Origin of the sequence: Haloferax sp. Atlit-48N, from assembly GCF_003383015.2 — an archaeon.
Lineage (GTDB): Archaea > Halobacteriota > Halobacteria > Halobacteriales > Haloferacaceae > Haloferax > Haloferax volcanii.
The window spans coordinates 1474678-1499611 of the sequence record NZ_CP137689.1 but is presented as its reverse complement, the minus strand read 5'-3'; the positions used below and the strand labels follow the sequence as shown (position 1 = coordinate 1499611).

Below are 24934 nucleotides of genomic sequence, written 5' to 3'. Positions count from 1 at the left end.
GCGACGCGCCGCACATGACCGACGACCCCGACGCCGACCCCGAGGCGGACGACTCCGCCGATTCGACCCCGTCGTCCGACGACGCGACCGAGGCAACCGAGGCGACCGACGGCGACGAGCCAGTCGACGCCGACGCGACCGTCGAAGCGGCGGACGGCGGCACCGACGAGCGCGACAACGGTAACGGAAACGGCGACGAGACCGTCCCGCACGTCGAACTCGACCTCTACGAACTCTCTGTCCGCGTCAGCGGGCAGTCCAGCGACGAACTCGACGACGTGGAGGCGTCGGCGACCCGCCTCATGGACTACCTCGTCGACCACGCGAAAGAGCTGGAAGACCAACCCGACAGCCGCGGACTGAGCTAACTCCGGCGCTCGCGTCCCTCTCCTCGGTTTTGGTAAACCTAAAAGTTCAAGAGCGGCCGTCAATAACCCCGTCCAATGACTGAGTACACCTTCGACGACCTCGCGGTCGTGATGGGGACGTACAACGAAGAGCAGGCCATCGGGTCCGTGTTGGCCGACATCGACCGGATTACCGACGGGCGCGCCGAAGTCGTCTGCGTGGACGGCTCGGACGACCGGACGCCCGAAATCGCCCGGAAGATGGGTGCGCGCGTCATCGAACAGGAGCCGCAGGGGTACGGCGTCGCGGTCGAGGCCGCGGTGCTCGCGCCCGACCGCCCGGTCGTCGTCACCACGGACTGCGACGACACTTATCCGATGGAGTATCTGCCGAAGTTCCTCGACCTCATCAACGACGGCTACGACGTGGTCTCCGGCGACCGAATCACGAAGGGCGCGGAGACGATGCCCCGACTCAACCGCGCGGGCAACATCGCGTTCGCCCGCCTCGCCAGCTTCCTCATGGGCGCGACCGTCCACGACACGACCACCGGCATGCGGGCGTACCGCCGCGAACTCCTCCACGACATCGAGTGGACGGAGAACACCGGACTGTCGGCCGAACTCCTCATCCGCCCCGCGATGCGCGGCTACAACATCGCCGAGGTTCCCATCCCCTACCGCGAGCGCGCCGGCGAGACGAAACTCGACCCCTTCGCCGGCGGCGCGGCCATCGGGAAATCCATCGTCAAAGTCTGCCTGGAAGAACGGCTCCGACTCTGACCGGGCGGTTCGTTCGGTTTCTCCGCCGTTCTGACTCCGAACCGACGTGGCTCCCGACGGTCGTGCGCTTCGATACCATACCGCACATCGCTCATACGTGGCTCGGCCGAATATCCGGCATGGCTTCGACCACGAACCGCCGTCGCTTCCTCGCGCTCGGCGTCGGCGCTGCCATCGCCGGCTGTCTCGGGAGCGAGCCACCCGTCGCGGACGACGATGCCGCGAGAGCCGACGACGCGCCCGAGTCCGCCGAGTCCGCCGCCCCCGCCGACTCGACCGACGCCGCCGCGGGCGACTACCCGGGGCCGTTCGAGCTTCCGGTCCCCGAGGGCGAACTGCGTCGAGGCGCGCCGAGAGACGCCATTCCGGCCATCACCGCCCCCGCCTTCGCAGACGACTGGACCGGGTTCGACGAGGTGGACGCGACGCTCGACGACGGCGACGAGGTGGTCGGCGTCGAACTCGACGGCGTCGCCCGCGCCTACCCGCTCGCCGTCCTGAACTGGCACGAAATCGTCAACGACGAGTTCGACGGCCGGCCCGCGGTCGTGACCTACTGCCCGCTGTGCGGGAGCGCCGTCGTCGCCGACAGGCTCGCCGGCGGCGAACCGACGTACTTCGGCGTCTCGGGCCTGCTGTGGATGTCCGACCTCGTGATGTACGACGACCGGACGAACTCGCTGTGGAGCCAGGTGCTCGCGACCGCGATTCGCGGGGAGTTGACCGGCGAGACGCTGTCGCTCCTCCCTTCGACTATCTCCACGTGGGGCGAGTGGCGGGCAGCACACCCGGAGACCGAGGTGTTGGTCCCGCCGCCCGTCTCGGGGACGATTCGCGGACGGCAGACCCGCCGGTACGACGTGAACCCCTACACGAGCTATCAGCAGTCCAGCGACATCGGTATCGGCTTCAACGACGCGGCGGACGACCGACTCCATCCGAAAGCGTCGGTCGTCGGCGTCGCCGCCGACGGGGTCGCCCGCGCCTACCCGCTCGACGCGGTCGAACGCGCGGACGTCGTCAACGACACGGTGGGCGACCTGCCGGTCGTCGTGGCGGCCTCCGCCGAGGGGAGTCTCGTCGCCTACGTCCGCCGGGTCGACGGCGAGACCGTCGAGTTCGACCGCGACGGGTCGGCGCTCGTCGCCGCCGGCTCGCGGTGGGACCTCCTCACCGGCCGCGCGCTCGACGGCCCCCACGAGGGCGCGGTCCTGACGCGCGCGAACGACCGCTCGCCGATGTTCTGGTTCGCGTGGGCCGACTTCAACCCGGAGACGGAGATACACGGGGCCTGACCGGGCGGCCGGGGCTGCGGGTTCTGAAGAGTCTGAGGGAGTCGGTCGCGCGGCGAGCGCGCGTGATTCGAGGGCGATACGCGGGGAAAACGAGGGATTCGGTCGTTTTTCGGGCGGCGATTACGACGAGTTCAGGATGTCGCGGACGCGCCGGGGTTCGCCGGAGAGCGCGGGTTGCTTCTCGACGATTTTCAGCACCTCGTGGTCGGTCACGTCGGGGTAGGACTTCCCGATTGCCTCCTCGATGAGGGCCTTTTCGAGGCGGAACTCCGTTCCCTCGTAGACCACGTCTACGCCGTCGTCGTCGAAAGAGAGAATCGTCATACCTCTCGTTGTTTCCCGCGAGTAGTTAAATACACGTCGTCACCGGGAAACCGACTGCCCCGTCGTGTCTGACGGTTGTCTTGCGGACGGTTTATTACGGCACGGGTGTTGGTTCGGAGCGTGTCACTGGGTACGGACCCGCTCGATGCGCTCGAAATCCCCGACGGGACGACGGTCGAGGAACACGACCTCGTCACCGACGGCGACGTCGTCGTCGGCGGGCAGAGCACCGTCGAGTTCGGCGTCCGCGGGCGGAACGTCCTCGCGGGCGAGCGCGTCACCTTCGGCGGCGACATCGAGGCCGAAGCCGACTGCCGACTCGACATGCTCGACGACGTGGCCGGCAACGTCCTCGTCGGCAACGACGCCTACCTCGGTGAGCGCGTCCACATCGCCGGCCGCCTGATGGTCTCTGGCGACCTCGACATCGGGGACGACGTCGATATCGAAGAGGGGTTCGAGGCCAACGGCTGGATCGTCATCCGCAACCCGATTCCGACGCTCGTGTTCTACTTTATCGTCCTCTCGCAACTCCTCCGACTCGGTGAGGACGAGGCGGCCGACGAACTCGCAGAGACCCTCGCGGGCGAGTCGCCGCACGACCCGCTCGTGATTCCACGGAACGCCACCGTCTCCGACGACGCGTGGCGCGTCTCGACGCCCGCGCACGTCGGTTCGGACTGCCGGATTCACGGCAACATCCGCGCGAAGTCCATCGACCTCACAGAGGACAACAACGTCTTCGGGAGCCTCCGCGCCCGCGACGATATCGTCGTCGGGAGCGGGACGCGCATCCACGGCGACGTGACCACCCGAAACGGCGAGGTTCGCATCCACGAGGGCGCGCGCGTCCTCGGCGACGTGTCCTGCAACGACCTCGTGCTCGAAGCCGGCGCGCACGTCGACGGCACGATGCGCGCCCGCGGCGAGATGCGTATCCACCGCGACAACCTCCCACGCGAGGCCGAGTAGTCGGCGTCGCGTCCGACCGCCCGCCCGACCGAGCGACCGCGACCACCCGCGCGCCGCGATAGCAACAGTCGCCGTTTGTGCTTACCCAACGATTAATCCTTCACGTCGAGAGTGTCGTCTATGGACAACCGACTGAAACTTCTCTCGGTCGCCCTCCTCGTCGTCCTCGCCGGCTGTTCCGGCGGCGCGGCGGACGGCGGTGTCGGTAGCGCCGGCGGTGCGGAGAGCGTCTCGCTCACCGCCGACGCGTCCGGTTCCGCCGAGGCCGAACAGACGGGCGGCGACGACCTCCCGCAGGCCCAGCGGCGGGCGGTCATCAAGAACGGCCGGATAGAACTGACCGTCGACGAGTTCAACGAGTCGCGCGACGCGGTCGAATCGACCGCCGAATCCTACGGCGGCTACGTCAGCGACTCCAACGAGTACGTCAACCGCCGGAGCGGCGGCACCTACCGCTCGGGCCAACTCGTCGTGCGCGTCCCCTCCGAGGACTTCTCGGCGTTTATGACCGACATGAAGGCCCTCGGTGAGGTCGAGCGCGTCGAGACGAACTCCGAAGACGTGACCGACCAACTGGTCGACATCGAAGCGCGACTGAGCAATCTCCGCGCCCAGCGCGACCGCCTGCGCGACCTCTACGAGTCGGCCAACACGACCGAGGACGTGCTCGCGGTCGAAGAGCGCCTGACGGACGTCCAGACCGAAATCGAGCGACTCGAAGCCCAGAAGCAGTCGCTCGAAGACCGCGTCGCCCTCTCGACCGTCCGGGTCTCGCTGTCCGAACGACCGCCCGGCCCGGCGCAGTGGTACGACACGCCGGTCTTACAGGCGTTCTCCGAGTCGGTCAACGGCGCGTTCGTCGCCCTCCGGGCGCTCGTCGTCGCCGTCGCCTACGCCGTCCCGTACCTCGTCGTCTTCGGCGGCCTCCTCGCGATTCTCGGGAGCGGGGTGGTGCTCGCCGGCCGCGCCGCGTTCAGGCGACTGACGGACTGACCTCGTCTCGCCCGCCGCTCCGTCGTCGCTCCCGCTTCCGCACACGCGAGCGTTTTTCCGCGTCCGCGACCATCGTCGACCCATGCTCTCTCTCGCGTTAGCCGGCAAGCCGAACGCCGGCAAATCGACGTTCTACACGGCCTCGACGCTCGCCGAGGTCGACGTGGCGAACTACCCCTTCACGACTATCGACGCGAACCGCGGCGTCACGCACGCTCGCACCCGCTGTCCCTGTCTCGACCGCGACGAGCGCTGCGGCAACTGCGAGGACGGCATCCGCTACGTCGCCGTCGAACTCGTGGACGTGGCGGGGCTCGTCCCCGGCGCGCACGAGGGTCGCGGCCTCGGCAACCAGTTCCTCGACGAACTGACGAACGCCGACGCCATCGTCAACGTCGTCGACGCCTCCGGGGGGACGAACGCCGAGGGCGAACCCGTCGAGGTGGGGAGTTTCGACCCCGTCGAGGAGGTCGACTTCATCGAGGAGGAACTCGAACAGTGGCTCGCGGGCATCGTCCACAAGAACTGGGAGTCCGTGGTCCGCAAGTCGCGGTCGCCCGACTTCGACATGGACGACGCGCTTTCGGACCTCCTGACGGGCGTCGGCGCGAGCGAGTACGACATCGCCGCGGTCCTGCGACAGCTCGACTACTCGCCGAACCCACGAGACTGGGACGACGCGGACCGCGTCGAACTCGCCCGCGCGATTCGCCAGCGGACCAAGCCCATCGTCCTCGTCGCCAACAAGGTCGACGTCGCACCGCCGGAGAACCTCGACCGACTCGCCGAGACCGGAAAGCCCGTCATCGCCGCGACCGCGGACGGCGAACTCGCGCTCCGGCGGGCCCGCGAGGCGGGCATCATCGACTACCACCCCGGCGACGACGACTTCGAACTCGTCGGCGACGTGAGCGGCGCACAGGAGCAGGGCCTCGAACGCATCCGCGACCTGATGGACGACCACGGCGGCACCGGCACGCAGGAAGCCATCGACACCGCCGTTTACGACGTGCTCGACCGCATCACGGTCTACCCGGTCCAAAACGAGTCGAAATGGACCGACGGTACGGGCAACGTCCTCCCCGACGCCTTCCTCCTCCCGCGGGGGTCGACGCCGCGGGACCTCGCGTACGCGGTCCACTCGGACATCGGTGACGGCTACCTCCACGCGGTCGACGCGCGAGCGAAACGCCGCATTGCCGAGGACCACGAACTCGAAGAGGGCGACGTCATCAAAATCGTCTCGACGGCGAAGTAGCTGTCAGAAGTTCGTCTTTTCCGCGCGTTCTCGTTGCTTTCGATTGGTCAGGAATCCGTCCGCCACGCCACACGCAAACCAAAATTCGCTATACAGAATTAGTCATCTCACATCCTCCGAGAGAGGACGAACACAGAAAGCGGAATCGCGCCGCAAGGTCGACTGTCGTGCGACTCACGCGTCGTGATTTGCGGCGGAAAACAGCGATTCGTCGCAGGCGGGGCTCAGAGGTCCTTGGCGACGCGAAGCTCCGAGTCGGTGACCGTTTCGACCGACTCGGCCGGCACCTCGATGTCGTCGCCGTCGGCGTCACCGAAGCCGAGGCCCTGCAGGACTGCCTCGGCGATGTCGGGGTCGGGTTCGACGTACGCGATTTGGGCGTCCGTGTCGACTTCGGTCACGATTCCGATCTGTTCGGCCTCCTCGTCCATGAGGAACTTTCCTTCGTCGGCGGTCGAGAGAACTGACATTCGACCAATCGTTATACCGGGATGACATAATATCCTGTGGCCGGCACGAACGCTGATACGCGTTGCCCGCGTACGAGAGGCATGACAATCAGTCCACAAGTCTCCGAGGCCGGCGCTCGTCGGCTCCCACTGTCGGAGACGCGGGTGCTTCTCGGCGTCGGGCTGGCGATTGCCCTCGTCGCCGGTCTCGTCTTTCGCGTCGTCGGCCAACTCGTGTTGGTGCCCTCCCGGCCGCTGGTCACGGCCGCGGTGTTCGCGCTGACGGTCCCCGCGATGTGGGCGCTCGCGGTCGGAATCTTCCGGTGGCGCGGGCTGTCCAGTGGCGCGCGGCGGGAGGCCGCGGTGCTGCTCGTCGTTCCCGGGATGCTCGTCGACGCGGTCTCGACGGCGCTGTTCTCGGTCGTCTACCCGAACATGGGCCTCGAAGCCGCGGGGCTCTTCGGGGGGCTGTTGCTCTTGGCGTACGCGACGGTGCTGGTCGCGGGGTTCGTCAGTCGATGAAAAATCGCGGTCGGTCGGGGTTAGTCGGACGACGACCCGAACGCGTTCGGGACGCTCACGTCGGCGTGTTGGGAGAGGTAGTAGGCGGCGACGAAGAGAATGAGGACGCCGACGCCGAGGAGCGCGAGCGGTCCGACGCCGTAGCCGGAGACTGTGAGCGAGCTTACGCCGTAGCCGTCCGCAAGGAACAGTCCCGTGGCGACAGTCCCGCTGAGCAGCGCGTACGGAATCTGCGTGTTCACGTGGTCGACGTGGTCCGCGCCGGCGAACATCGACGAGAGGACCGTCGTGTCGCTGATTGGCGAACAGTGGTCACCGAACAGCGAGCCGGTGAGAATCGCGCCGATGGCACCGGGGAGCGGCGCGCCGAGCTGGTAGGCAAGCGGCACCGCGACGGGGAACATGATTCCCATCGTCCCCCACGACGTGCCGATGGAGAACGAGATGATGGCCGCGGCGAGGAAGACGACCGCGGGCAGGAGTTCGGGCGTGATGACGCCCTGGGCGACGCTGACGACGAACGGACCCACGCCGAGCGCCTCGCTGACGCTCCCGATGGTCCACGCCAGCGAGAGGACGGCCACGGGGAACATGACCATCTTGAAGCCCTCGAAGATGGCGTCGCTGACGGCTTCGAGTTCGACGCGGGCGTGGCCGACGAGGATGGCGAGCAGCAGCGCGCACGCCGAGAAGACGCCCCAGAGGATGGCGTCGGCGGTGGCCGCGTCCTTCAGCGCCTCGACGGGTACCTGCCCGGGCCAGCCGCCGGAGTACAGCAGGCCGAAGCCGGTGACGGCGACGAGCGTGACGATGGGTGCGGCGAAGTACCACCAGCGCGAATCGACGTAGTCGGGCGTGACGATGTCCTCCTCGCGCGTCTCGATGAGGGGGTCGGCGTCGTCGCCGAGGACCTTCCCCTCCTCTTTCGCGCGGCGCTCGGCGCGTTGCATCGGCCCGAAGTCCCAGTCCATCACGACGAGGATGAACACGAGGGCGACCGCGAGCAGGCTGTAAAAGCGGAACGGGATGCTCTGGAGGAACACCACGAAGGCGCTCTGGTCGATGCCGAGCGAGGCGAACTGCTCGCGGATGAGACCGACCTCGAAGCCGACCCACGTCGAGACGACGGCGACGCTCACCACGGGCGAGGTGGTCGAGTCGAGCAGGTACGCGAGCTTCTCGCGGCTGATGTCGAACTTGTCGGTGATGGGCCGCATCACCGAGCCCGTAATCATCGTGCTCGCGTAGGAGTCGACGAAGATGAGCATCCCGAGGACGCTCGTCCCCAGCGCGGCCTGTTTACGGGTCTTGATGCGGGCGATGATGCGCTGTGCGAGCGCGTTCATCCCGCCCGAGAGGAATATCATCCCGAGCATCGCGCCCGAAAGGAAGGTAAACAGGAGGAGTTTGCTGTTGAACGACTCGGTCACGTTGTTGATGACCAACTGGAGGGAGTACGCCGCCCCGCCGATTGGGTTCCATCCCACCAGGATGGTCGCACCGATCCAGATGCCGGTGAACAGTGAGAGGAGCACCTGCCGACTGGCCAGCGTCAGCACGATTGCGAAGAGTGCCGGCAGCAGGCTGATGACTCCCTGCGTCTCTGCGGGCATGACAAACGTTTCGTCACCGGCTCCCGAATTTAAGGGTTTTCACTTCGAGACCTGAGAATAAGACGCATCGGATGCCGTGAGTTGTCGTAGTTCGGTCGACGAATCGACCGACTTCGGGCGTGTTGCGGGCTCAGACGACCGCGTCGTACGCCTCGCCCATTATCTCGATGGCCTCGCGGAGCGACTCGGTGTCGGTCGCGTACGACAGTCGGGCGTAGCCGTGGCCGTGTTCACCGAACGCCTCGCCCGGCACGATAATCACGCCGCGGTCGATGCACTCGTCGACGAAGCCCTCGGGCACCTCGGGCATGACGTAGAACGCGCCGCCCGGCGACGGGACGGTGAGGCCGATGTCCTCCAGTCCCTCGACGACGAGGTCGCGGCGCTCGCGGAACGTTTCGGTCATCTCCTCGATGCGGTCCTGCGGGCCGCTGAGCGCGGCCTCGGCCGCGAACTGCGCCGGCGCGGAGGCGCACGCCTGCACGTACTGGTGGACGCGGAGCATCCGTTCGACCCGGCGGGTGGAGCCGTACACCCAGCCGAGTCGCCAGCCGGTCATCGAAAACAGCTTCGAGGCCGAGTTGACGACGACGACGTTGTCCGTCTCGGCGAACTCGATTGGCGAGCGGTGTTCGCCTTCGAAGACGGTGTACTCGTACACCTCGTCGGAGATGCAGAGCACGTCGTGTTCGTCGGCGATGCGGGCGAACTCCGCGATGTCGTCGGGCGGCGACACCGCGCCCGTCGGATTGCCGGGGCTGTTGACGACGAACGCCGCGGTGTCCTCGGTGATGGCGTCTTCGACCGCCGCGGGGTCGAGCGTCAGGTCGTCGCGGAGCGGGACCGGCACCGGTTCGCCGCCGGCGAGTTTCGTGAGCGCGTCGTAGGAGACGAAGCCGGGGTCGGGGATGATGACCTCGTCGCCCTCGTTCACGTGCGCCTCGATGGCGATGTGGAGCGCCTCGCTCCCGCCCGCCGTTGCGATGACGTCGTCGGGGTCGAGGTCGACGCCCTGGTCGCGGCGGTGCTTCTCGGCGATGGCCTCGCGCAGGCTCGGGAGGCCCTTGTTCCCGGTGTAGCCGTCGGCCTCGCCGGCTTCGATGGCCTCGACGGCCGCCTGCCGGGCGTGGTCCGGGGCCGGGAAGTCGGGCTGACCCAGCCCGAGGTTGATAGCGTCTTCGCCAGCCGCCTCGAACACCTTGCGAATGCCGCTGATGGAGATGCGCTCCACCCGGTCGGAGAACTGCGTCATATCCTATCCGGTGTCGCCGTTCGGGATAGTTCTTCCCACGCACGGCCGCGGTCGACCAATCGGCTCGGTGACGTGACTGGCGGTGTTTAGCGGCCATTCATGCCGCTATCTCGGAGTCAATAGTTCAGCGAAACCGACCGTTCAAACCTCGAATACGGTCGTAGAACGGGAATAACTCGGTTTCAATGCGTCATCTACCGCGTCTATCGTTACCGGGTACGCGCCCCGAATAAGGCGCTGATTCGTAACGAGGGCAATGACAGAGGCACCACGTTCGACGTCGATTAGCCGTAGACGATTCCTGCAAGGGTCCGGCCTCGCAGCGACCGCCGGCCTCGCGGGTTGTCTCGGCGGGTCCGGCGGAAGCGGGCTGGACGAACTCAACGTCGCCTACATGCCCATCTACCCGGATATGCAGTACTTCGTGCTGGAAGAAGAGGGACTGTTCGACCAGCTTTCGGTCCCGGTCTCGGGCAAGAAGTTCTCCGACGGCCCGAGCATCGTCCAGGCGTCCGCGACGGGCGACTTCGACGTGATGATGTTCGGCATCGTCCCGGCGATGATCGTCATGGACAAGGGCATCCCCGCGAAGATTACCGCCGCGAACATCAAGAACGCGATGCAGATTCTCGCCACCGACGAGTTCGCCGCGCTGTGGGAGGAACACGGCTCGGACGCCTTCGCGGAGTTCGAGGCGGAGAAGGGTCGTAAGTTCACGTTCGGCACGTTCCCGCCGGGGTCGGTCCCGGACATCCTGCTCCGCTACTGGGTTCAGAACACGCTCGGGCTCGACCCCGAGGAGGACGTGAACATCAAGGGCCTCGGCGGCGCGGCCGCGGTCCAGCAGGCGCTCCTCTCGAACAACGTCGACGGCACGAGCATCATGGAGCCCGTGCCGACGGTCATCGACGCCAACGACGCGCCGTTCCAGTCCATCGCGTGGGCGGGCGACTTCATGCCCGGCCAGCCCGCGGCGGTCACGCTCATGCACGACCGCCTCCGGCAGGACAACCGCGACCTCGCCACGGAGTTCGTCGAACTCCACCGGCAGGCGACGAACTTCGTCGACGACGACCCCGACACGGCCGCCCAGCACGCGAGCACGGTCATCGGGGAGAGCGCGCTCCCGGTCGAGACCGCCCGCGCGGCGCTCGATTCGCCCGCCTCGGACTTCATCACAGACCCCCACGACATCGAAGGCGGCGCTGAAATCTTCGCCGACTACGCCCAGACGCTCGGGAAGACGGAGGCGCAGTTGACCGTCGACGAGATGTTCGACTACGGTATCTACGACTCGCTATGAGCAACGACGAAGTCGGCAGCGGCGTCGCCCTCTCGGAGACCGAGGCGGACGAGCGACTGCTCGACCGGCTCGCGGGGTTCTCCTCGGAACGGACGGGGCTCGCGGTCGCCGGCTTCGCGGGCTTTCTCGCCGTCTGGCACGTCGCCGCGCTGTTCCAGCCGACGTACCTCCTCCCCTCGCCCGTCGAGGTGCTCGCGGCGTTCGTCGTCGAACTCACCGCGCCGGCGTCGCTTTCGATTCCCTTCACCGGCGCGGAACTCCCGGCGACGCGGCTCCTCGTCAAATTAGTCCAGAGTCTCTACCACTACGTGCCGGGCCTGCTCATCGGGACCTCGCTCGGCGTCTTCGCGGGCATCGCCATGGGCTGGAACACCCGCGTCGACAGCGTCTTCACGCCGGTCACGCGCCTGCTCCGGCCGATTCCGCCGCTGGCGTGGATTGGGTTCGCAGTCATCTGGCTCGGCGTCAACCACCAAGGCGCGACGTTCATCGTGGCCATCGGCTCCTTCTGGATTAACTTTTACAGCGCCTACGGCGGCGTCGAGGGCGTCTCCGAGGACCTCAAGGAGGTCGCGGCGACCCTCGGCGTCGACGACGACTGGACGATGATTCGGAAGGTCGTCATCCCGGCGGCCAGCCCCTCCATCATGACCGGCATCCGGACGAGCATCGGCCAGTGCTGGATGATCGTCGTCGCGGCCGAACTCATCGTCGGCGTCGGCGTCGGCTACGAGATTCTCAACACGGCGCAGAACCTCGCGATGGACGTGTCGGTCGCCTACATGCTCGTTATCAGCATCGTCTTCCTCGTGAGCGACGGCCTGTTCCGCCGGGTCGAACGGCGGGTGCTGGAGTGGAGAGCATGAGCGACGACGCGAACGCGGATGCGGGTGCGGCCGGGGACACGAGCGCAACCGCGGCCGACTCCGACGAGGCCGCGACGGTCAGCGTCGACTCGCTCGGCAAGACCTACGCGTCCGACCGGCGGACGGTCGAGGCGCTGTCGGACGTGGAGTTCGCCGTCGAGGACGGCGAGTTCGTCTGTATCGTCGGTCCCTCGGGGTGCGGCAAGACGACGCTGTTCCGCATCATCGCCGGTCTCGAAGACGCCACCTCGGGCGCGGTCACCCTCGACGGCTCGCCCGTCACCGGCCCCGGAACCGACCGCGGGATGGTGTTCCAAGAGTACGGGCTGTTCCCGTGGCGGACCGTCAGCGAGAACGTCGCCTTCGGGCTCGAAGAACAGGGCGTCGAGGAGCCGGCGCGCTCGGAGCGCGTGACGGAGATGCTCGAACTCGTCGGCCTCGACGGCTTCGCCGACGCCTATCCCAAAGAGCTGTCCGGCGGGATGAAACAGCGCGTCGGCATCGCCCGCGCGCTCGCGGTCGACCCCGAACTGCTCCTCATGGACGAGCCGTTCGGCGCGGTCGACGCGCAGACCCGCGACATGCTCCACGGCGAACTGCTCGACATCTGGGCGGAGACGGACAAGACGGTGCTCTTTGTCACCCACGACGTGGAGGAGGCGGTCACGCTCGCAGACCGCGTGGTCGTCATGGCCGCCAACCCCGGTCGCGTCCGCGAAATCGTCTCGGTCGATATCGACCGCCCGCGCGAGCGGACCGAAAGCGAGTTCGCGGTATACGTCGAGCGGATTCGCGGGCTCATCGGGGAGTAAGTTTTTCGCCCCCCGGTTCGGTAGCCCAGTTTATGATGTCTAGACGACAGATGGTCGCTGGCGCAGTTGCCGGACTCGGTGGCATCGGCCTCGTCGGAAACGCGGTGTATCAGGAACACAGGCCGAAGCTGTCGCTCTCGGTGATGAACTTCCACGACCAACCGCACTCCGTGACCGTGCAACTCGTTCGCCGCGGTGCCGACGAGTGGAGCGAAGGACTCGCGTGGATGGAGTATATCGACATCGAGGCGCAACCCGAGGACGGGGACGTTCCGAGACTGAACTTTCCGGCGGTTGCTCCCGCTCGGCCGTACATCGTCCGCATCGAAGCCCTGAGCCACAATATCGGCGACCGAGAGTTCACGTACCTGCCCGACTGTTCCGGGTACGACTCACCAACACCCAGCATGTACATCGTCATCTCCACGGACGCGGAGATTAAACTCAAAGGGACCGGGTGTAGCGATGATTCGCTGTGGTACTGAACTACTCCCGCGCCGCTCGCAATTCGTCGATGTGCGCGTCGATGACCGACAGCGTCGCGTCGGCGTCGACGTAGCCCTTCTCGTACTCCTTCATCGCGCTGTTGTAGTCGCTGAGGAACTGTGCGACCGCGTCGTCGAGGTCGTCGCTCATACACGTCCGTAGCCCCGTCATCGGATTTGAACCTTCGGCCCGCGGGCGGCGGGCGGCGGGGCGGAACCCCGCGACACTCCCGCCCGACTCGGCCCGCGTGTCCACCGCGGGACCGTCGATTTATCACCGCGCCCCGCCAACGCGCCGGTAGTGACGACCCTCCAATTCGAGGACGGAACCGTCCACATCGGCACTGACGGCGACAGCGCTGCGGGCGACGACTCCGACGTTCGGGCCGCCCTCGCCGACGTACCGAGCGTCGAAGCCGACCCCCGAAGCGGCGGCTATCGCGCCCCTGCGATTCGGTACGCCGCGGTTCGGGACGCGCTCGACGCGGCCGGCGTCGACTCCGACGACCGGGTCGCGGCCGCCCTCGACTCCCCGCTCTCGCTTTCGACGACTTACGACCTCCGCGACTACCAGCGCGCCGCCCTCGACGCGTGGCTCGATGCAGACGCAGCGGGCGTCGTGGAACTCCCGACCGGCGCGGGCAAGACTGTGCTGGCGGTCGCGGCGATGGTCGCCCGCTCCGTGCCGACGCTCGTCGTCGTGCCGACCATCGATTTACAGGACCAGTGGATACGCGAACTCGAAACCGAGTTCGACGTGCCGGTCGGGCGCTTCGGCGGCGGCGAACAGACGCAGGAGGCCATCACGGTCTCGACGTACGACTCGGCGTACCTCCGCGCCGACGACGTGGGGGGCGACTTCGGCCTCGTCGTCTTCGACGAGGTGCACCACCTCGGCGGCGAGGGATACCGGGACATCCCGCGGTTCCTCGCCGCGCCCGCCCGCCTCGGCCTGACGGCGACGTTCGAGCGACCGGACGGCGCGCACGAGCGCGTCGAGGAACTCGTCGGCCCGCGGGTGTACCGCCTCGACGTGGACGATTTGGCGGGCGACCACCTCGCTGATTACGAGGTCCGTCGCATCGAGGTCGAACTGACGGCCGACGAGCGCGAGACGTACGACGAGGCACAGGAGACGTTCGTGAACTACCTGCGCACCTCGGGGCTGTCGATGCAGTCGGGAAGCGACTACCAGAAGCTCGTGATGCGGTCGGGCAACGACCCGCGGGCGCGGGAGGCACTGCTCGCCAAGCAGCGCGCCCGCGACGTGATGATGAACTCCGAGGCGAAAGTGGACAAACTGGCGCGACTGCTCGCGCGACACCGCGAGGACCGCGTCATCGTCTTCACCGCCTCGACCGACCTCGTCTACCGCATCTCGCGGCGCTTCCTCGTCCCGCCGATAACCAACGAGACCGGGACGAAAGAGCGCCGCGAAATCCTCGACCGCTTCCGCGACGGGACCTACGACACCGTCGTCGCGGCCAACGTGCTCGACGAGGGCGTGGACGTGCCCGACGCCAACGTCGGCATCCTGCTTTCGGGGTCGGGGTCGGAACGCGAGTTCACCCAGCGACTCGGCCGTATCCTCCGGCCGAAGACCGACGGCTCGACCGCGACGCTCTACGAACTCGTGAGCGTCGAGACGGCGGAAGAACGGGTGGCGGCCCGGCGTCGGTGACGCGGAAACCCCTCTCAGACCAGCGAGACGTTCAGGTCGCCGTCGTCGGAGAAGGCGTCGTATTCGACGTCGAACTCGATTTCGAAGTCGGCGGTCCCGCCGGCCGGCACGGTGAGTTCCCGCGACTGCGTCGTGCGTTCGCCGCCGACGCTGACCCGGACTTCGACCGTGGTGAGTCGCTCGGCCCCGCCGTCGTTGAGAACCGACCCGAAGACCCGGAGACGGCCGTCGTCGGTCGCCTCGTAGTCGATATCTTCGATGCGGACCGGGGAGACCTCGGGCGTGTCCCGGGGGTTGCCCGCCGGCGCCGCCGGTGGGTTTCGCGGCCCCGTCGCGCCCGGTAGCGACCCCAGACAACCCGACGACAGGCCGACCGCGACCAGTCCGAGGAGGCGTCGTCGCTCCATACGGTGGCGTCCGCCGCGGACGCAATGAACCTTGCCGTCCGCGTCGTCGGTCGCGTCTCACTCACCGTCGCGCGCGCGCGTCTCCCCGCCGCCCGAGTCGCTTTTGTCCCGCGACCCCCTCGTTGCGAGCGTGCTGACGAAGGACCTGCTTCGGGTGTCGCGGGCGGGCGGCGGCTACCACCCGCAGTTCGCTGACCGGGGCGACCGCCCGCTGGCCGCGAAGGCCATCGGCGTCTTCCGGCGACACGTCGGCGACGCGCGGGCCGCCCTCGACGACGCCCTCGCCGACCTCGAAGCCGAGGCCGACGACTTCAAACTCGCCCGCGGGTTCGCGTCGCTGCTCGACCGCGAGGCGGTGTTCGAGACGGCGGCTCCCCTGCCGCCGGTCCGCGCCCGACGCGCCGCGTTCGAGGCCGCGATGAGCGTCGGCGGCGTGGCGACCGAGGAGGAACGGGCCGCGGCGCTCGACCGCGCGGCGTCCTCGCTCGGGTCGTCGCCGGCGGCGGTCGACGAGTCGCTCACGGCCGACCGCGAGGTCGAACAGGTGCTCTCCGAGTTCGACCCGCGGTGGACGCCCGACGAACTGCTCGCGCAGTACAACCTCTCGCTCGCCCAGACCGCCCTGTTCGACGCGACCGAGGTCCGGGTCCGAAGCTCCGACCCGAAGGCCGTCGTCTCGGCGGTCAAGCGCCTCCGGCTGATGTACGAGATTCGGAAGACCGACGCCGGCCGCGAGGTCGTCGTCACCGGCCCCGACGCGCTCTTTCAGCGAACCCGGCGGTACGGGACCGCCTTCGCCCGCCTGCTCCGGTCGGTCGCCACCGCCGGCGACTGGCGACTCGCGGCGACTATCGACGACCGCGGGACCGAGCGCGAGATGACGCTCACGAGCGACGACGTGTCGGTTCCGGGCGTCGAGCCGATGGCCGAACCCGGCTTCGACAGCGGCGTGGAGGCCGACTTCGCCGCCCGCTTCCGCGGCCTCGACCTCGACTGGTCGCTCGTCCGGGAGCCGGAACCCCTCGAAACGGGGACGAGCGTGATGATTCCGGACTTCGCGTTCGACTACGCGCACGCCGACTTCCGCGTCTTCTTCGAGATTATGGGCTTTTGGACGCCCGAGTACGTCGAAAAGAAACTGGGCCAACTCGCCGACGTGGAGGACGTGGAACTCGTCGTCGCCGTGGACGAGTCGCTCGGCGTCGGCGAGGACATCGCCGCCCGCGACCACCGCGCCGTCCCGTACGCCGGCTCCGTGCGCGTGAAAGACGTGGTTGACGTGCTGCGCGACTACGAGTCCGACCTCGTCGCCGACGCGGCGTCGTCGCTCCCCGCCGAACTCGCGCCCGACGACGACGTGGTGACGCTGTCTGCCCTCGCGGTCGCCCGCGGCGTCTCGGTCGACGCGCTCGACGACGTGGCCTTCCCGGAACACGAACTCGTCGGGCGGACGCTAGTTCGGCCCGCCGTCCTCGACGCGGTCGCCGGGGAAATCGAGGCTGGAATGTCGCTGTCGGCGGCCGAGTCCGCCCTCGACGACCGCGGCCTCGACGACGCGAGCGCGGTCCTCTCGCGGCTCGGCTACCGGGTCGAGTGGGAGGGACTGACCGGCGGGGCGGTCAGAGAGAAGTAGCGGGGCGCAGCACCGCGACCCGGTCGCTGCCGGCTATTCCGGTTTGACGAGGTCTTCCTGCCGACCCTTGGGGACGGTCGAGCGGAGTTCCCCGTGGAGGTAGAGACCGACGCCGAGGGGTTCGAGTTCGCCGGCGATTTCGTGGGCGGCGGTGAGGTAGCCCCAGTCGCCCTCCCACCGGTCGAGCTGTTGGTCGTGGCCGTCGACGAACGCCTGCGCCTCGCTCGGACTCAGTTCGATGACGTTCTTCGTCGCGTCGCCGCAGAAGCGCTGGACCGCGTTGGTCGAGGGCTTCCAGTGGCGCTGGCGGGTCCGCAGGATGCGCATCCCGAGTCCCTCGACTTCGATGGGGTCGACGACCTCGCCGTGGAACGCCCAAATCTTGCCCGCGCCCTTCTCCCAGAACGTGTAGCCGTCGAAGACCGCGGGGTCGACGCCGAACCGCTCGTCCCACCAGTCGACGACCTCCTCGCGGGAGGGCCGCCCCTCGACGACGCGGTCGTCGGCCGTCGGCGGCAGGCGGTCGAACTGCTGGCCCCAGTTCTCGTCGGGGGCGGTGTCGTCGCTCATGCGGTCACCTCCAGTTTGGCGGTGAAGAAGCCGCCCGTGTCGTTGTGGTGCGGGTAGACGCGGCGAGCCTTGGTCACCGACGGGTCGTACTCGTCGCCCTCCCACTCGGTGATGCCGGGCGCGGTCTCGAAGCCGCCGGGCACGTCCCATTCGACCACCTCGCAGTCCTCGCGGTCGAGGACGAAGTCGAGGACGGCCTCGTTCTCCTCGGGCGCGAAAGTACAGGTGGAGTAGACGACGGTGCCGCCGGCTTTCGTCACCTGCACGGCCCGTCGGAGGATGCCCTTCTGGATGCCGGCGACGCTCTTGACGTGGTTCATCGTCCACTCGTCGAGCACGTCGGGGTTCTTCCGGCAGGTGCCCTCGCAGGAACACGGCGCGTCGACGAGGACGCGGTCGAACTGCTCGAACGACGCGTCCCTCTCGGGGGTTCGCTCCCCGTAGGGCTTCATCGAGAAGTTGCGGGCGTCCTGATTCGACACGACGAGGTTCGTCACGCCGAGGCGCTCGGCGTTGTGGCGGAGCGCCGACAGCCGACCGAGGTTGTTGTCGTTGCCGACGAGGACGCCCTCGTCGTCCATCATGGCGGCTATCTGGGTCGTCTTCGACCCCGGCGCGGCGCAGGTGTCCCAGACGCGCTCGCCCGGCTGCGGGTCGAGGGCGATAGCCGGGAGCGCCGACACCTCCTCTTGGCCGTGGAGCCAGCCGTGGAAGTACGGCCAGTTCGTCCCCGGACTGCTGTCTTCGAGCTTGAGGATGCCGGGGTGCCAGTCGGTCGGTTCGTAGGCGACGCCCTCGTCGTCGAGCGCCTCGCGGGCGCGCGCCACCGTCGTCTTGATGGTGTTGACGCGGACGACGGAGGGAAGCGGCCGCTCGCAGGCCGCGAAAAAGGCCTCCTCGTCGTCCACGAGCGGCGCGTACCGCTGGAGCGGGTTCATGACACTCGATTCCGCGCGGGCGCGCTTGTCGGTTTCGGAGTCACCGGCGGGGTCGCAGGCGTCGTCGCCGGGAGACGCCACCGCCGAAGCAGTCGCGCCGGGGCGAGGCCGGCAGGCGATGACCGCACAGTCGCCCGTCGGATTTACCTCGCCCCGGCGACCATGTTCACGTATGGCACGCATTCGCGTCCTCGCGGAGGAACTCACCGACGAACTGGAGTCGCCGACGCTGGTCGAAGGGCTGCCGGGCGTGGGATTGGTCGGCAAAATCGCGGCCGACCACCTGGTCTCGGAGTTCGACATGACCCACTACGCCGACGTGTTCTGCGAGGGCGTCCCGAAGGTCGCGGTCTACATGGAGGACGACCCGGCGTTGCACCCGCCGGTCAGGCTCTACGCCGACGCGGAGCGGGACCTGCTCGTCCTCCAGAGCGACATCCCCATCCGGCCCGAGGCGGCGACCGAACTCGCCACCTGCCTCGGCCCGTGGTTCGAGGAACTCGACGTGCTCCCCGTGTTCCTCTCGGGCATCGCCCGAGAGAAGTCCGAGGACGTGCCCGCGCTCTACGGCGTCGGCACCGACGGCGCGGCGTCGCGGCTCGAAGCCGCCGATATCGACAGTCCGACGGAGACCGGCCTCGTCTCGGGGCCGACGGGCGCGCTCCTGAGCAACGCCGTCTCGGTCGGCCGGCCGGCGCTCGCGTTGGTCGTCGAGTCGGACCCGCAGTTCCCCGACCCCGAGGCGGCCCGCGTCGTCATCAAACACGGCATCGAACCGCTCGTCGGTATCGAGGTGCCCGTGGACGACCTCGTGAACAGCGCCACCGAGATACGGCAGGCCAAAGAGCAGTTGGCCCGGCGGATGCAGCAGTCCGACGAGGAGAGCACGCAGGCGCGACCGCTCGGGATGTACCAGTAGGCTGAGTGAGCGGCGCTGGCCGTCGGTCGCGGGGAGTCTCGGCCCGCGCGACGGTTCCGCCCTGAGAAGCGTTTCGGCCGACCCGCAGTCTACACGTTTAAGCCGCGTCGGACACTTCTCCCGCCCATGAGCGACGACCCTGCCGAGTCGGTCACGGACGCGAACGCAGACGCCGAGACTGACGCGGCATCCGACGCAGCGGCGCAGACGGCCGAAGACGCGGCGACGGACGCCGACGGCGAGGCGTCGAGCGCCGAGTCGGCGGCCGAGGAATCCGGCGCGACGGGCGACGGGCCGACCGTCGCTGACCGCGTCGCCGAGTACGACGACGACCTCGCGGCCGAGGTCGCGGCGCTCGAAGCCCGCGTCGACGACCTCGAAGCCGAGCGCGACGAGGCGGAAGCGACGGCCGAGGAACTCCAGTCGCGTCTCAAGCGGACGCAGGCCGACTTCCAGAACTACAAGAAGCGCGCGAAGAAGCGGCAGTCCCAAATCAAAGACCGCGCCACCGAGGACTTCGTCGAGCGCGTCGTCACCGTCCGCGACAACCTCGTTCGCGCGCTCGACCAGGACGAGGACGCCGACATCCGCGGCGGCCTCGAATCGACGCTCAAGGAGTTCGACCGCATCCTCGAAGACGAGAACGTCGAAATCATCGACCCCGAACCGGGGACCGACGTGGACCCGAACCGCCACGAAGTGATGATGCGCGTCGACAGCGACCAGCCGGCGGACACCGTCGCCGACGTGTTCCAGCCCGGCTACGAGATGGCCGACAAGGTCATCCGCGCCGCGCAAATCACGGTCAGTAAGGGCGAATAGCGCGCCGTCGACCGGGCGCTCGCCGTCGCCGGGAGCGGTCTCGCCTCCCCGACCCGGCGAGGACTTTTGTTCTCACCTCGCTATCACTACGCCATGCGACTTCGTTCCCGTCGGCGGCGGCCGACCGTGCGCGTCACCCAACACGGCGACCCCGGCGACGACGACCTGCTTTTCGTCCTCGGGTGGGGCAACGAGCCGGGTCACCGGAGCGTCGAGTGGCTCCTCGACCGCCTCACCTACGAGGGCTACCACGTCCACGCCGTCGAACTGCCGACGAACGGCTGGGAGTTCGAGCGCCAGTACGTGAGTCCGGTGCGGGCGTACGCGGTCGACCGCGACATCGACCTCGTGCTCAGCCACAGCACCGGCGGCCTCGTCGCCGCCCACCTCGACCTCGCGGTTCGGAACGTCTTTCTGAGCCCGTGGTGGGGAACGGCCGTCTCGGGGCTCGCCGCCCTCCTGTTTCCCCTCGTCAGTCGGCTGCCGACGACCAAACCTATCGTCCCGTCCGGCATCTCCCGCGAGGACCTCGGCGAACTGAAACTCGCCGCCGAACTGGCCGACGTCCCGGCTAACGCCTCGCCCGCCTTTCTCCGCATGATTCGCGGCGCGCAGGCGTCGCTGCCGCCGTTCCGCCCCGACGACGTGGTGTTCGCCTCGCTTTCGGACCGGGTCGTGGACGTTCGCGCAATCGGCGACCGGACGCCGGCGTCGAACCTCGTCCCGTACGACGGCGGTCACGAGTTCTTCGCCAGCGAGGGCCGCGAACGGACGCTTTCCACGGTGCTCGACGCCCTTGACGGGGCCGACGCGTCGTCGCTCCGGGCGAACGGCGCTGACGCGGCCGACTCGGCCGACGGAACCGAACGCCCGCAGCCGACGGACTGACGAGCAACGAGGTCGCACGGTCGGTCGGGTGCCGGGTCGCCGCCGGGCGACCACGCTCGGAGCGTCGCCGCGACGCGGTCGGCGGTTCTACATAAATCGACCGACCTCTTTTCGACGCGAGAATAGAAAATCGCAAGACGGCGTCGACCTCGGTGCACGCCGTGTGTCGCAGTATCTAGTAACCTTTAACCGGCAAAAGACGGTATTTGCGGGCAAGATGGCGAGCAACAAGATTCTGGGTATCGACCTCGGCACCACGAACAGCGCGTTCGCGGTGATGGAGGGCGGCGACCCGGAGATTATCGTGAACGCAGAAGGCGACCGAACCACCCCCTCCGTCGTCGCGTTCACCGACGACGGTGAGCGGTTGGTCGGCAAGCCGGCGAAGAACCAGGCCATCCAGAACCCGGAGCGCACGATTCGGTCCATCAAGCGCCACATGGGTGAGGACGGCTACACCGTCGATATCGAGGGCGAGGAGTACACGCCGGAGCAGATTTCGGCGATGATTCTCCAGAAAATCAAGCGCGACGCCGAGGACTACCTCGGCGACGAACTCCAGAAGGCCGTCATCACCGTCCCCGCGTACTTCAACGACAAACAGCGGCAGGCGACGAAGGACGCCGGCGAAATCGCGGGTCTCGACGTCGAGCGCATCGTCAACGAGCCGACCGCCGCGTCGATGGCCTACGGCCTCGACGACGAGTCGAACCAGACCGTGCTCGTCTACGACCTCGGCGGCGGCACCTTCGACGTGTCCGTCCTCGACCTCGGCGGCGGCGTCTACGAAGTGGTCGCCACCAACGGGGACAACGACCTCGGCGGCGACGACTGGGACGAAGCCATCATCGAGTGGCTCGCCACCGAGTTCGAAAACGACCACGGCATCGACCTCCGCGAGGACCGACAGGCGCTCCAGCGTCTCAAGGACGCGGCCGAGGAAGCCAAAATCGAACTCTCCTCGCGCAAGGAGACGACCATCAACCTCCCCTTTATCACGGCGACGGACTCCGGACCGGTCCACCTCGAATACGACCTGACCCGCGCGAAGTTCGAGTCGCTCACCGCTGACCTCATCGACCGCACGGTCGAGCCGACCGAGCAGGCGCTCGAAGACGCCGGCTACGACAAAGGCGACATCGACGACGTCATCCTCGTCGGCGGCTCCACCCGGATGCCGCAGGTCCGCGACAAGGTCGAAGAACTGCTCGGCTCCGAGCCGAAGAAGTCCGTCAACCCCGACGAGGCCGTCGCGCTCGGCGCGGCCATCCAGGGCGGCGTCCTCGGCGGCGAGGTCGACGACATCGTCCTCCTCGACGTGACGCCGCTGTCGCTCGGTATCGAGGTCAAAGGCGGCCTGTTCGAGCGCCTCATCGAGAAGAACACGACGATTCCGACCGAGGAGTCGAAGATATTCACCACCGCGGCCGACAACCAGACCACGGTGCAGGTCCGCGTCTTCCAGGGCGAACGCGAGATGGCCGAGGACAACGAACTCCTCGGCGAGTTCACGCTCTCCGGCATCCCGCCGGCCCCCGCGGGCACGCCGCAGATCGAAGTCGGCTTCAACATCGACGAGAACGGCATCGTCAACGTCTCCGCCGAGGACAAAGGCTCCGGCAACGCCGAGTCCATCACCATCGAGGGCGGCGCGGGGCTCTCCGACGACGAAATCGACCGCATGCAACAGGAGGCCGAACAGCACGCCGAAGAGGACAAAGAGCGCCGCCGCGCCGTCGAGGCCCGCAACGAGGCCGAGGGCGCGGTCCAGCGCGCGGAGACGCTCCTCGAAGAGAACGAGGAGAACGTCGACGACGAACTCCGCGCCGACATCGAGGCCGCCGTCGAGGACGTGGAAGCGGTGCTCGAAGACGACGACGCCTCCACGGACGAACTCGAAGACGTGACCGAGGAGCTCTCGAAGGAACTGCAGGAAATCGGCAAGCGCATGTACCAACAGCAGGCGCAGGCGCAGGCCGGCGGTCCCGGCGGCGCTGGCGCTGGTGCGGGCGCGGCGGGCGGCCCCGGCGGTGCGGACCCCGAGGACTTCGTCGACGCCGACGCGGACTTCGACGAGGACGACGAGGACAACTAACCACAGGTGGACGGTCGGGTCGCCGAGGGACCCGACGCCGGCGGTCGAATCCGGGCGAAACCCCCGGTTTGACCCCGTTCGCGCTCGCCGCGATACGAGAGACGGACTTTTCAAATACCTTCACCGGCTACAAGAGAGCAACTGATGAGCGAGGACTTCTACGACGTACTCGGGGTCTCGCGGGACGCCTCGAAAGACGAAATCAAGAACGCGTACCGCAAGAAGGCCGCGAAGTACCACCCCGACGTTTCCGACGAGGACGACGCCGAGGAGAAGTTCAAGAAGGTCCAGAAGGCCAAGGAGGTGCTCACGGACGACGAGAAGCGGCAGATGTACGACCAAGTCGGCCACGAGCGCTTCCAGCAGTCCCAGAAACGCGGCGGCGGTGGCGGCGGCCGCGGACAGGGCAATCCCTTCGGCGGCGGCAACCCGTTCGGCGGCATGGGCGGCGGTGGCGGCGGCTTCGAGGACATCTTCAACAACCTGTTCAACGGCGGCGCGGGCGGCCAACAGCGCAACCGTCCCCAGCAGGGCCGCGACGTGGCCCAGCGCATCTCAATCGACCTCGAAGACGCCTACCACGGCGTCGAGCGCGACGTGACGATTCGCCGCCGCGAGGTCTGTCCCGAGTGCGACGGCGAGGGTCATCCCGAGGACGCCGACGTGAACACCTGTTCGGAGTGTAACGGCTCGGGCCAGCAGACGACGGTCCAGCAGACCCCCTTCGGCCGCGTCCAGCAGACGACGACCTGTCGCGCCTGCGGCGGCGAGGGCGAGACGTACAGCGAGGACTGTTCGGAGTGCCGCGGGAGCGGGCGCGTCCGTCGCACTCGCGACGTGACCATCACCATCCCCGCCGGCTTCCGCGACGGCCAGCGCCTCCGCTACCGCGGCGAGGGCGAACCCGGCGAGAACGGCGGTCCCAACGGCGACCTGTTCGTCGAGGTCAACGTCCGCGACCACGAGGAGTTCGAGCGCGACGGCGACGACCTCCGGTACACCCATCCCATCTCCTTCCCGCAGGCCGTCTTCGGCGCGACCGTCGAGGTGCCGACCCTCGACGGCGAGGAGGAACTGAAGGTGCCCGCGGGCACCCAAAGCGGGTCGACGTTCACCGTCTCCGGCGCGGGGATGCCCCACCTCGACGGCCGGGGCCACGGCGACCTGCACGTCGAGGTCCACGTCGTCACGCCCGAGGACCTCAACAGCGAGCAGCGCGAGGCGCTCAAAGAGTTCGCCGAGGCCGGCGGCGAGGAGGTCAAAGAGGGCCTCTTCCAGAAGCTGAAGAACTCGCTGTGAGCGATTTCCGACACCGCCACGCTCTCGTGTGTGGCGGCCGTCAGTTCGGCCGATGTCCTACACGAAAGCGAACTACGAGGACGTAGACGCGGTCGGCGGCGGGCTCCACTTCCTGCGAGACGAACTCGACTGCGTCGAACTCGGCTTCAGCGTGTTGGAGGCCGACCCCGACTGGTCCGGCAAACCCCACGACCACGCCGAACAGGGCCACGAGGAAGTGTACTACCTCGTCTCCGGCGGGGCCACGCTCGTCGTCGAGGACAAGGAACTCGACCTCGAACCCGGCGACGCCGTGCGCGTCTCGCCTGAGGACACGCGCGAACTCCGAAACGGCCCCGAGGAGAGCACGTTCGTCATCGCGGGCGCGCCCTGAGTCGTCGCGCCGGCGTCGTCTCGGCGCTGCTCGCC

At 68.0% G+C, this 24934-nt stretch carries 27 protein-coding genes; 19 read left to right on the top strand and 8 right to left on the bottom strand.

Annotated features, from left to right (window positions below):
• Positions 1 to 14: 14 nt before the first annotated feature.
• From DEQ67_RS08100 to DEQ67_RS08090, 3 genes are all read left to right on the top strand, one after another.
• Positions 15 to 368 carry a hypothetical protein gene (locus DEQ67_RS08100; protein ID WP_004041506.1) on the top strand — a complete coding sequence of 118 codons (354 nt, stop codon included), beginning with the start codon at positions 15 to 17 and terminating at the stop codon, positions 366 to 368.
• Between the two features lie 75 nt (positions 369 to 443).
• Entirely contained in the window at positions 444 to 1130 is a 687-nt protein-coding gene (locus DEQ67_RS08095) for a dolichyl-phosphate hexose transferase (RefSeq protein WP_004041505.1), read from the top strand.
• Between the two features lie 119 nt (positions 1131 to 1249).
• Positions 1250 to 2425, top strand: coding sequence for a DUF3179 domain-containing protein (locus DEQ67_RS08090; RefSeq protein ID WP_115859812.1), 1176 nt, complete (start codon positions 1250 to 1252; stop codon positions 2423 to 2425).
• A 120-nt stretch (positions 2426 to 2545) separates the two neighbouring features.
• On the opposite strand, the gene DEQ67_RS08085 is transcribed toward DEQ67_RS08090, so the two are convergent.
• Positions 2546 to 2749: a DUF5800 family protein gene (locus tag DEQ67_RS08085; protein WP_004041503.1), complete on the bottom strand. Its 204-nt coding sequence runs from the start codon at positions 2747 to 2749 to the stop codon at positions 2546 to 2548.
• Positions 2750 to 2869: 120 nt separating this feature from the next.
• Here DEQ67_RS08085 and DEQ67_RS08080 point away from each other — a divergent pair, with 120 nt between their 5' ends.
• From DEQ67_RS08080 to DEQ67_RS08070, 3 genes are all read left to right on the top strand, one after another.
• The gene (locus DEQ67_RS08080) at positions 2870 to 3721 is read left to right on the top strand and encodes a polymer-forming cytoskeletal protein (protein ID WP_115859814.1); all 852 of its coding nucleotides are present in this window, start codon (positions 2870 to 2872) and stop codon (positions 3719 to 3721) included.
• Between the two features lie 120 nt (positions 3722 to 3841).
• On the top strand, positions 3842 to 4714 hold the full coding sequence (locus tag DEQ67_RS08075) for a DUF4349 domain-containing protein (protein WP_115859816.1): 873 nt from the start codon (positions 3842 to 3844) through the stop codon (positions 4712 to 4714).
• Between the two features lie 82 nt (positions 4715 to 4796).
• Positions 4797 to 5972, top strand: coding sequence for a redox-regulated ATPase YchF (locus DEQ67_RS08070; protein WP_115859818.1), 1176 nt, complete (start codon positions 4797 to 4799; stop codon positions 5970 to 5972).
• Positions 5973 to 6196: 224 nt separating this feature from the next.
• Here the strand turns inward: DEQ67_RS08070 and DEQ67_RS08065 are convergent, their stop codons facing one another.
• A complete protein-coding gene (locus tag DEQ67_RS08065; protein WP_004041499.1) occupies positions 6197 to 6442 on the bottom strand; it encodes a hypothetical protein in 246 nt (81 codons plus the stop codon).
• An 81-nt stretch (positions 6443 to 6523) separates the two neighbouring features.
• Here DEQ67_RS08065 and DEQ67_RS08060 point away from each other — a divergent pair, with 81 nt between their 5' ends.
• The gene (locus DEQ67_RS08060) at positions 6524 to 6943 is read left to right on the top strand and encodes a DUF5367 family protein (RefSeq protein WP_013035489.1); all 420 of its coding nucleotides are present in this window, start codon (positions 6524 to 6526) and stop codon (positions 6941 to 6943) included.
• 20 nt (positions 6944 to 6963) lie between these two features.
• Here the strand turns inward: DEQ67_RS08060 and DEQ67_RS08055 are convergent, their stop codons facing one another.
• Both DEQ67_RS08055 and DEQ67_RS08050 read right to left on the bottom strand, forming a co-directional pair.
• A complete protein-coding gene (locus tag DEQ67_RS08055; RefSeq protein ID WP_004063209.1) occupies positions 6964 to 8556 on the bottom strand; it encodes a Na+/H+ antiporter NhaC family protein in 1593 nt (530 codons plus the stop codon).
• 130 nt (positions 8557 to 8686) lie between these two features.
• A complete protein-coding gene (locus DEQ67_RS08050) occupies positions 8687 to 9808 on the bottom strand; it encodes a pyridoxal phosphate-dependent aminotransferase (protein ID WP_115802641.1) in 1122 nt (373 codons plus the stop codon).
• A gap of 256 nt (positions 9809 to 10064) precedes the next feature.
• Here DEQ67_RS08050 and DEQ67_RS08045 point away from each other — a divergent pair, with 256 nt between their 5' ends.
• Genes DEQ67_RS08045 through DEQ67_RS08030 form a run of 4 tightly spaced genes read left to right on the top strand, consistent with a single transcriptional unit; the run spans position 10065 to position 13274 of the window.
• On the top strand, positions 10065 to 11111 hold the full coding sequence (locus tag DEQ67_RS08045; protein WP_115891240.1) for an ABC transporter substrate-binding protein: 1047 nt from the start codon (positions 10065 to 10067) through the stop codon (positions 11109 to 11111).
• On the top strand, positions 11108 to 11977 hold the full coding sequence (locus DEQ67_RS08040; protein ID WP_004063212.1) for an ABC transporter permease: 870 nt from the start codon (positions 11108 to 11110) through the stop codon (positions 11975 to 11977). The genes DEQ67_RS08045 and DEQ67_RS08040 overlap by 4 nt, the downstream gene beginning before the upstream one ends.
• A complete protein-coding gene (locus DEQ67_RS08035; RefSeq protein WP_115802639.1) occupies positions 11965 to 12789 on the top strand; it encodes an ABC transporter ATP-binding protein in 825 nt (274 codons plus the stop codon). The genes DEQ67_RS08040 and DEQ67_RS08035 overlap by 13 nt, the downstream gene beginning before the upstream one ends.
• A gap of 35 nt (positions 12790 to 12824) precedes the next feature.
• Complete coding sequence (locus DEQ67_RS08030; protein WP_223173903.1) at positions 12825 to 13274, top strand: hypothetical protein; 450 nt, start codon at positions 12825 to 12827, stop codon at positions 13272 to 13274.
• Position 13275: 1 nt separating this feature from the next.
• Here the strand turns inward: DEQ67_RS08030 and DEQ67_RS08025 are convergent, their stop codons facing one another.
• Positions 13276 to 13425: a hypothetical protein gene (locus tag DEQ67_RS08025; protein ID WP_004041491.1), complete on the bottom strand. Its 150-nt coding sequence runs from the start codon at positions 13423 to 13425 to the stop codon at positions 13276 to 13278.
• A gap of 150 nt (positions 13426 to 13575) precedes the next feature.
• Here DEQ67_RS08025 and DEQ67_RS08020 point away from each other — a divergent pair, with 150 nt between their 5' ends.
• Positions 13576 to 14955, top strand: coding sequence for a DEAD/DEAH box helicase family protein (locus DEQ67_RS08020; RefSeq protein ID WP_115891241.1), 1380 nt, complete (start codon positions 13576 to 13578; stop codon positions 14953 to 14955).
• A 14-nt stretch (positions 14956 to 14969) separates the two neighbouring features.
• On the opposite strand, the gene DEQ67_RS08015 is transcribed toward DEQ67_RS08020, so the two are convergent.
• Positions 14970 to 15362: a transcriptional initiation protein Tat gene (locus DEQ67_RS08015; protein ID WP_115859820.1), complete on the bottom strand. Its 393-nt coding sequence runs from the start codon at positions 15360 to 15362 to the stop codon at positions 14970 to 14972.
• A gap of 130 nt (positions 15363 to 15492) precedes the next feature.
• Between DEQ67_RS08015 and DEQ67_RS08010 the strand changes: the two genes are divergently transcribed.
• On the top strand, positions 15493 to 16995 hold the full coding sequence (locus tag DEQ67_RS08010) for a DUF790 family protein (protein WP_115859822.1): 1503 nt from the start codon (positions 15493 to 15495) through the stop codon (positions 16993 to 16995).
• A 33-nt stretch (positions 16996 to 17028) separates the two neighbouring features.
• Here DEQ67_RS08010 and DEQ67_RS08005 read toward each other — a convergent pair whose 3' ends face one another.
• Together DEQ67_RS08005 and DEQ67_RS08000 are read right to left on the bottom strand one after the other, a co-directional pair.
• Entirely contained in the window at positions 17029 to 17565 is a 537-nt protein-coding gene (locus DEQ67_RS08005) for a DUF7122 family protein (protein WP_004041487.1), read from the bottom strand.
• Positions 17562 to 18503 (bottom strand): RsmB/NOP family class I SAM-dependent RNA methyltransferase, encoded by a 942-nt coding sequence (locus DEQ67_RS08000; protein ID WP_004063220.1) that lies wholly within the window; start codon positions 18501 to 18503, stop codon positions 17562 to 17564. Before DEQ67_RS08000 ends, DEQ67_RS08005 begins: the two co-directional genes overlap by 4 nt.
• A gap of 172 nt (positions 18504 to 18675) precedes the next feature.
• Here DEQ67_RS08000 and DEQ67_RS07995 point away from each other — a divergent pair, with 172 nt between their 5' ends.
• The 6 genes from DEQ67_RS07995 to DEQ67_RS07970 all read left to right on the top strand — a co-directional run bounded on the left by DEQ67_RS07995 (position 18676) and on the right by DEQ67_RS07970 (position 24899).
• Positions 18676 to 19422 carry a proteasome assembly chaperone family protein gene (locus tag DEQ67_RS07995; RefSeq protein ID WP_115859824.1) on the top strand — a complete coding sequence of 249 codons (747 nt, stop codon included), beginning with the start codon at positions 18676 to 18678 and terminating at the stop codon, positions 19420 to 19422.
• Between the two features lie 126 nt (positions 19423 to 19548).
• Positions 19549 to 20244 (top strand): nucleotide exchange factor GrpE, encoded by a 696-nt coding sequence (locus tag DEQ67_RS07990; RefSeq protein ID WP_004041484.1) that lies wholly within the window; start codon positions 19549 to 19551, stop codon positions 20242 to 20244.
• 126 nt (positions 20245 to 20370) lie between these two features.
• A complete protein-coding gene (locus DEQ67_RS07985) occupies positions 20371 to 21132 on the top strand; it encodes an alpha/beta hydrolase (RefSeq protein WP_188148666.1) in 762 nt (253 codons plus the stop codon).
• A gap of 217 nt (positions 21133 to 21349) precedes the next feature.
• Positions 21350 to 23227, top strand: coding sequence for a molecular chaperone DnaK (gene dnaK, locus DEQ67_RS07980; protein WP_115802633.1), 1878 nt, complete (start codon positions 21350 to 21352; stop codon positions 23225 to 23227).
• Positions 23228 to 23371: 144 nt separating this feature from the next.
• Positions 23372 to 24526, top strand: a complete 1155-nt coding sequence (dnaJ, locus tag DEQ67_RS07975) for a molecular chaperone DnaJ (RefSeq protein ID WP_115859827.1) — start codon at positions 23372 to 23374, stop codon at positions 24524 to 24526.
• A 52-nt stretch (positions 24527 to 24578) separates the two neighbouring features.
• Positions 24579 to 24899, top strand: coding sequence for a cupin domain-containing protein (locus tag DEQ67_RS07970; protein WP_007273624.1), 321 nt, complete (start codon positions 24579 to 24581; stop codon positions 24897 to 24899).
• Positions 24900 to 24934: the final 35 nt, after the last annotated feature.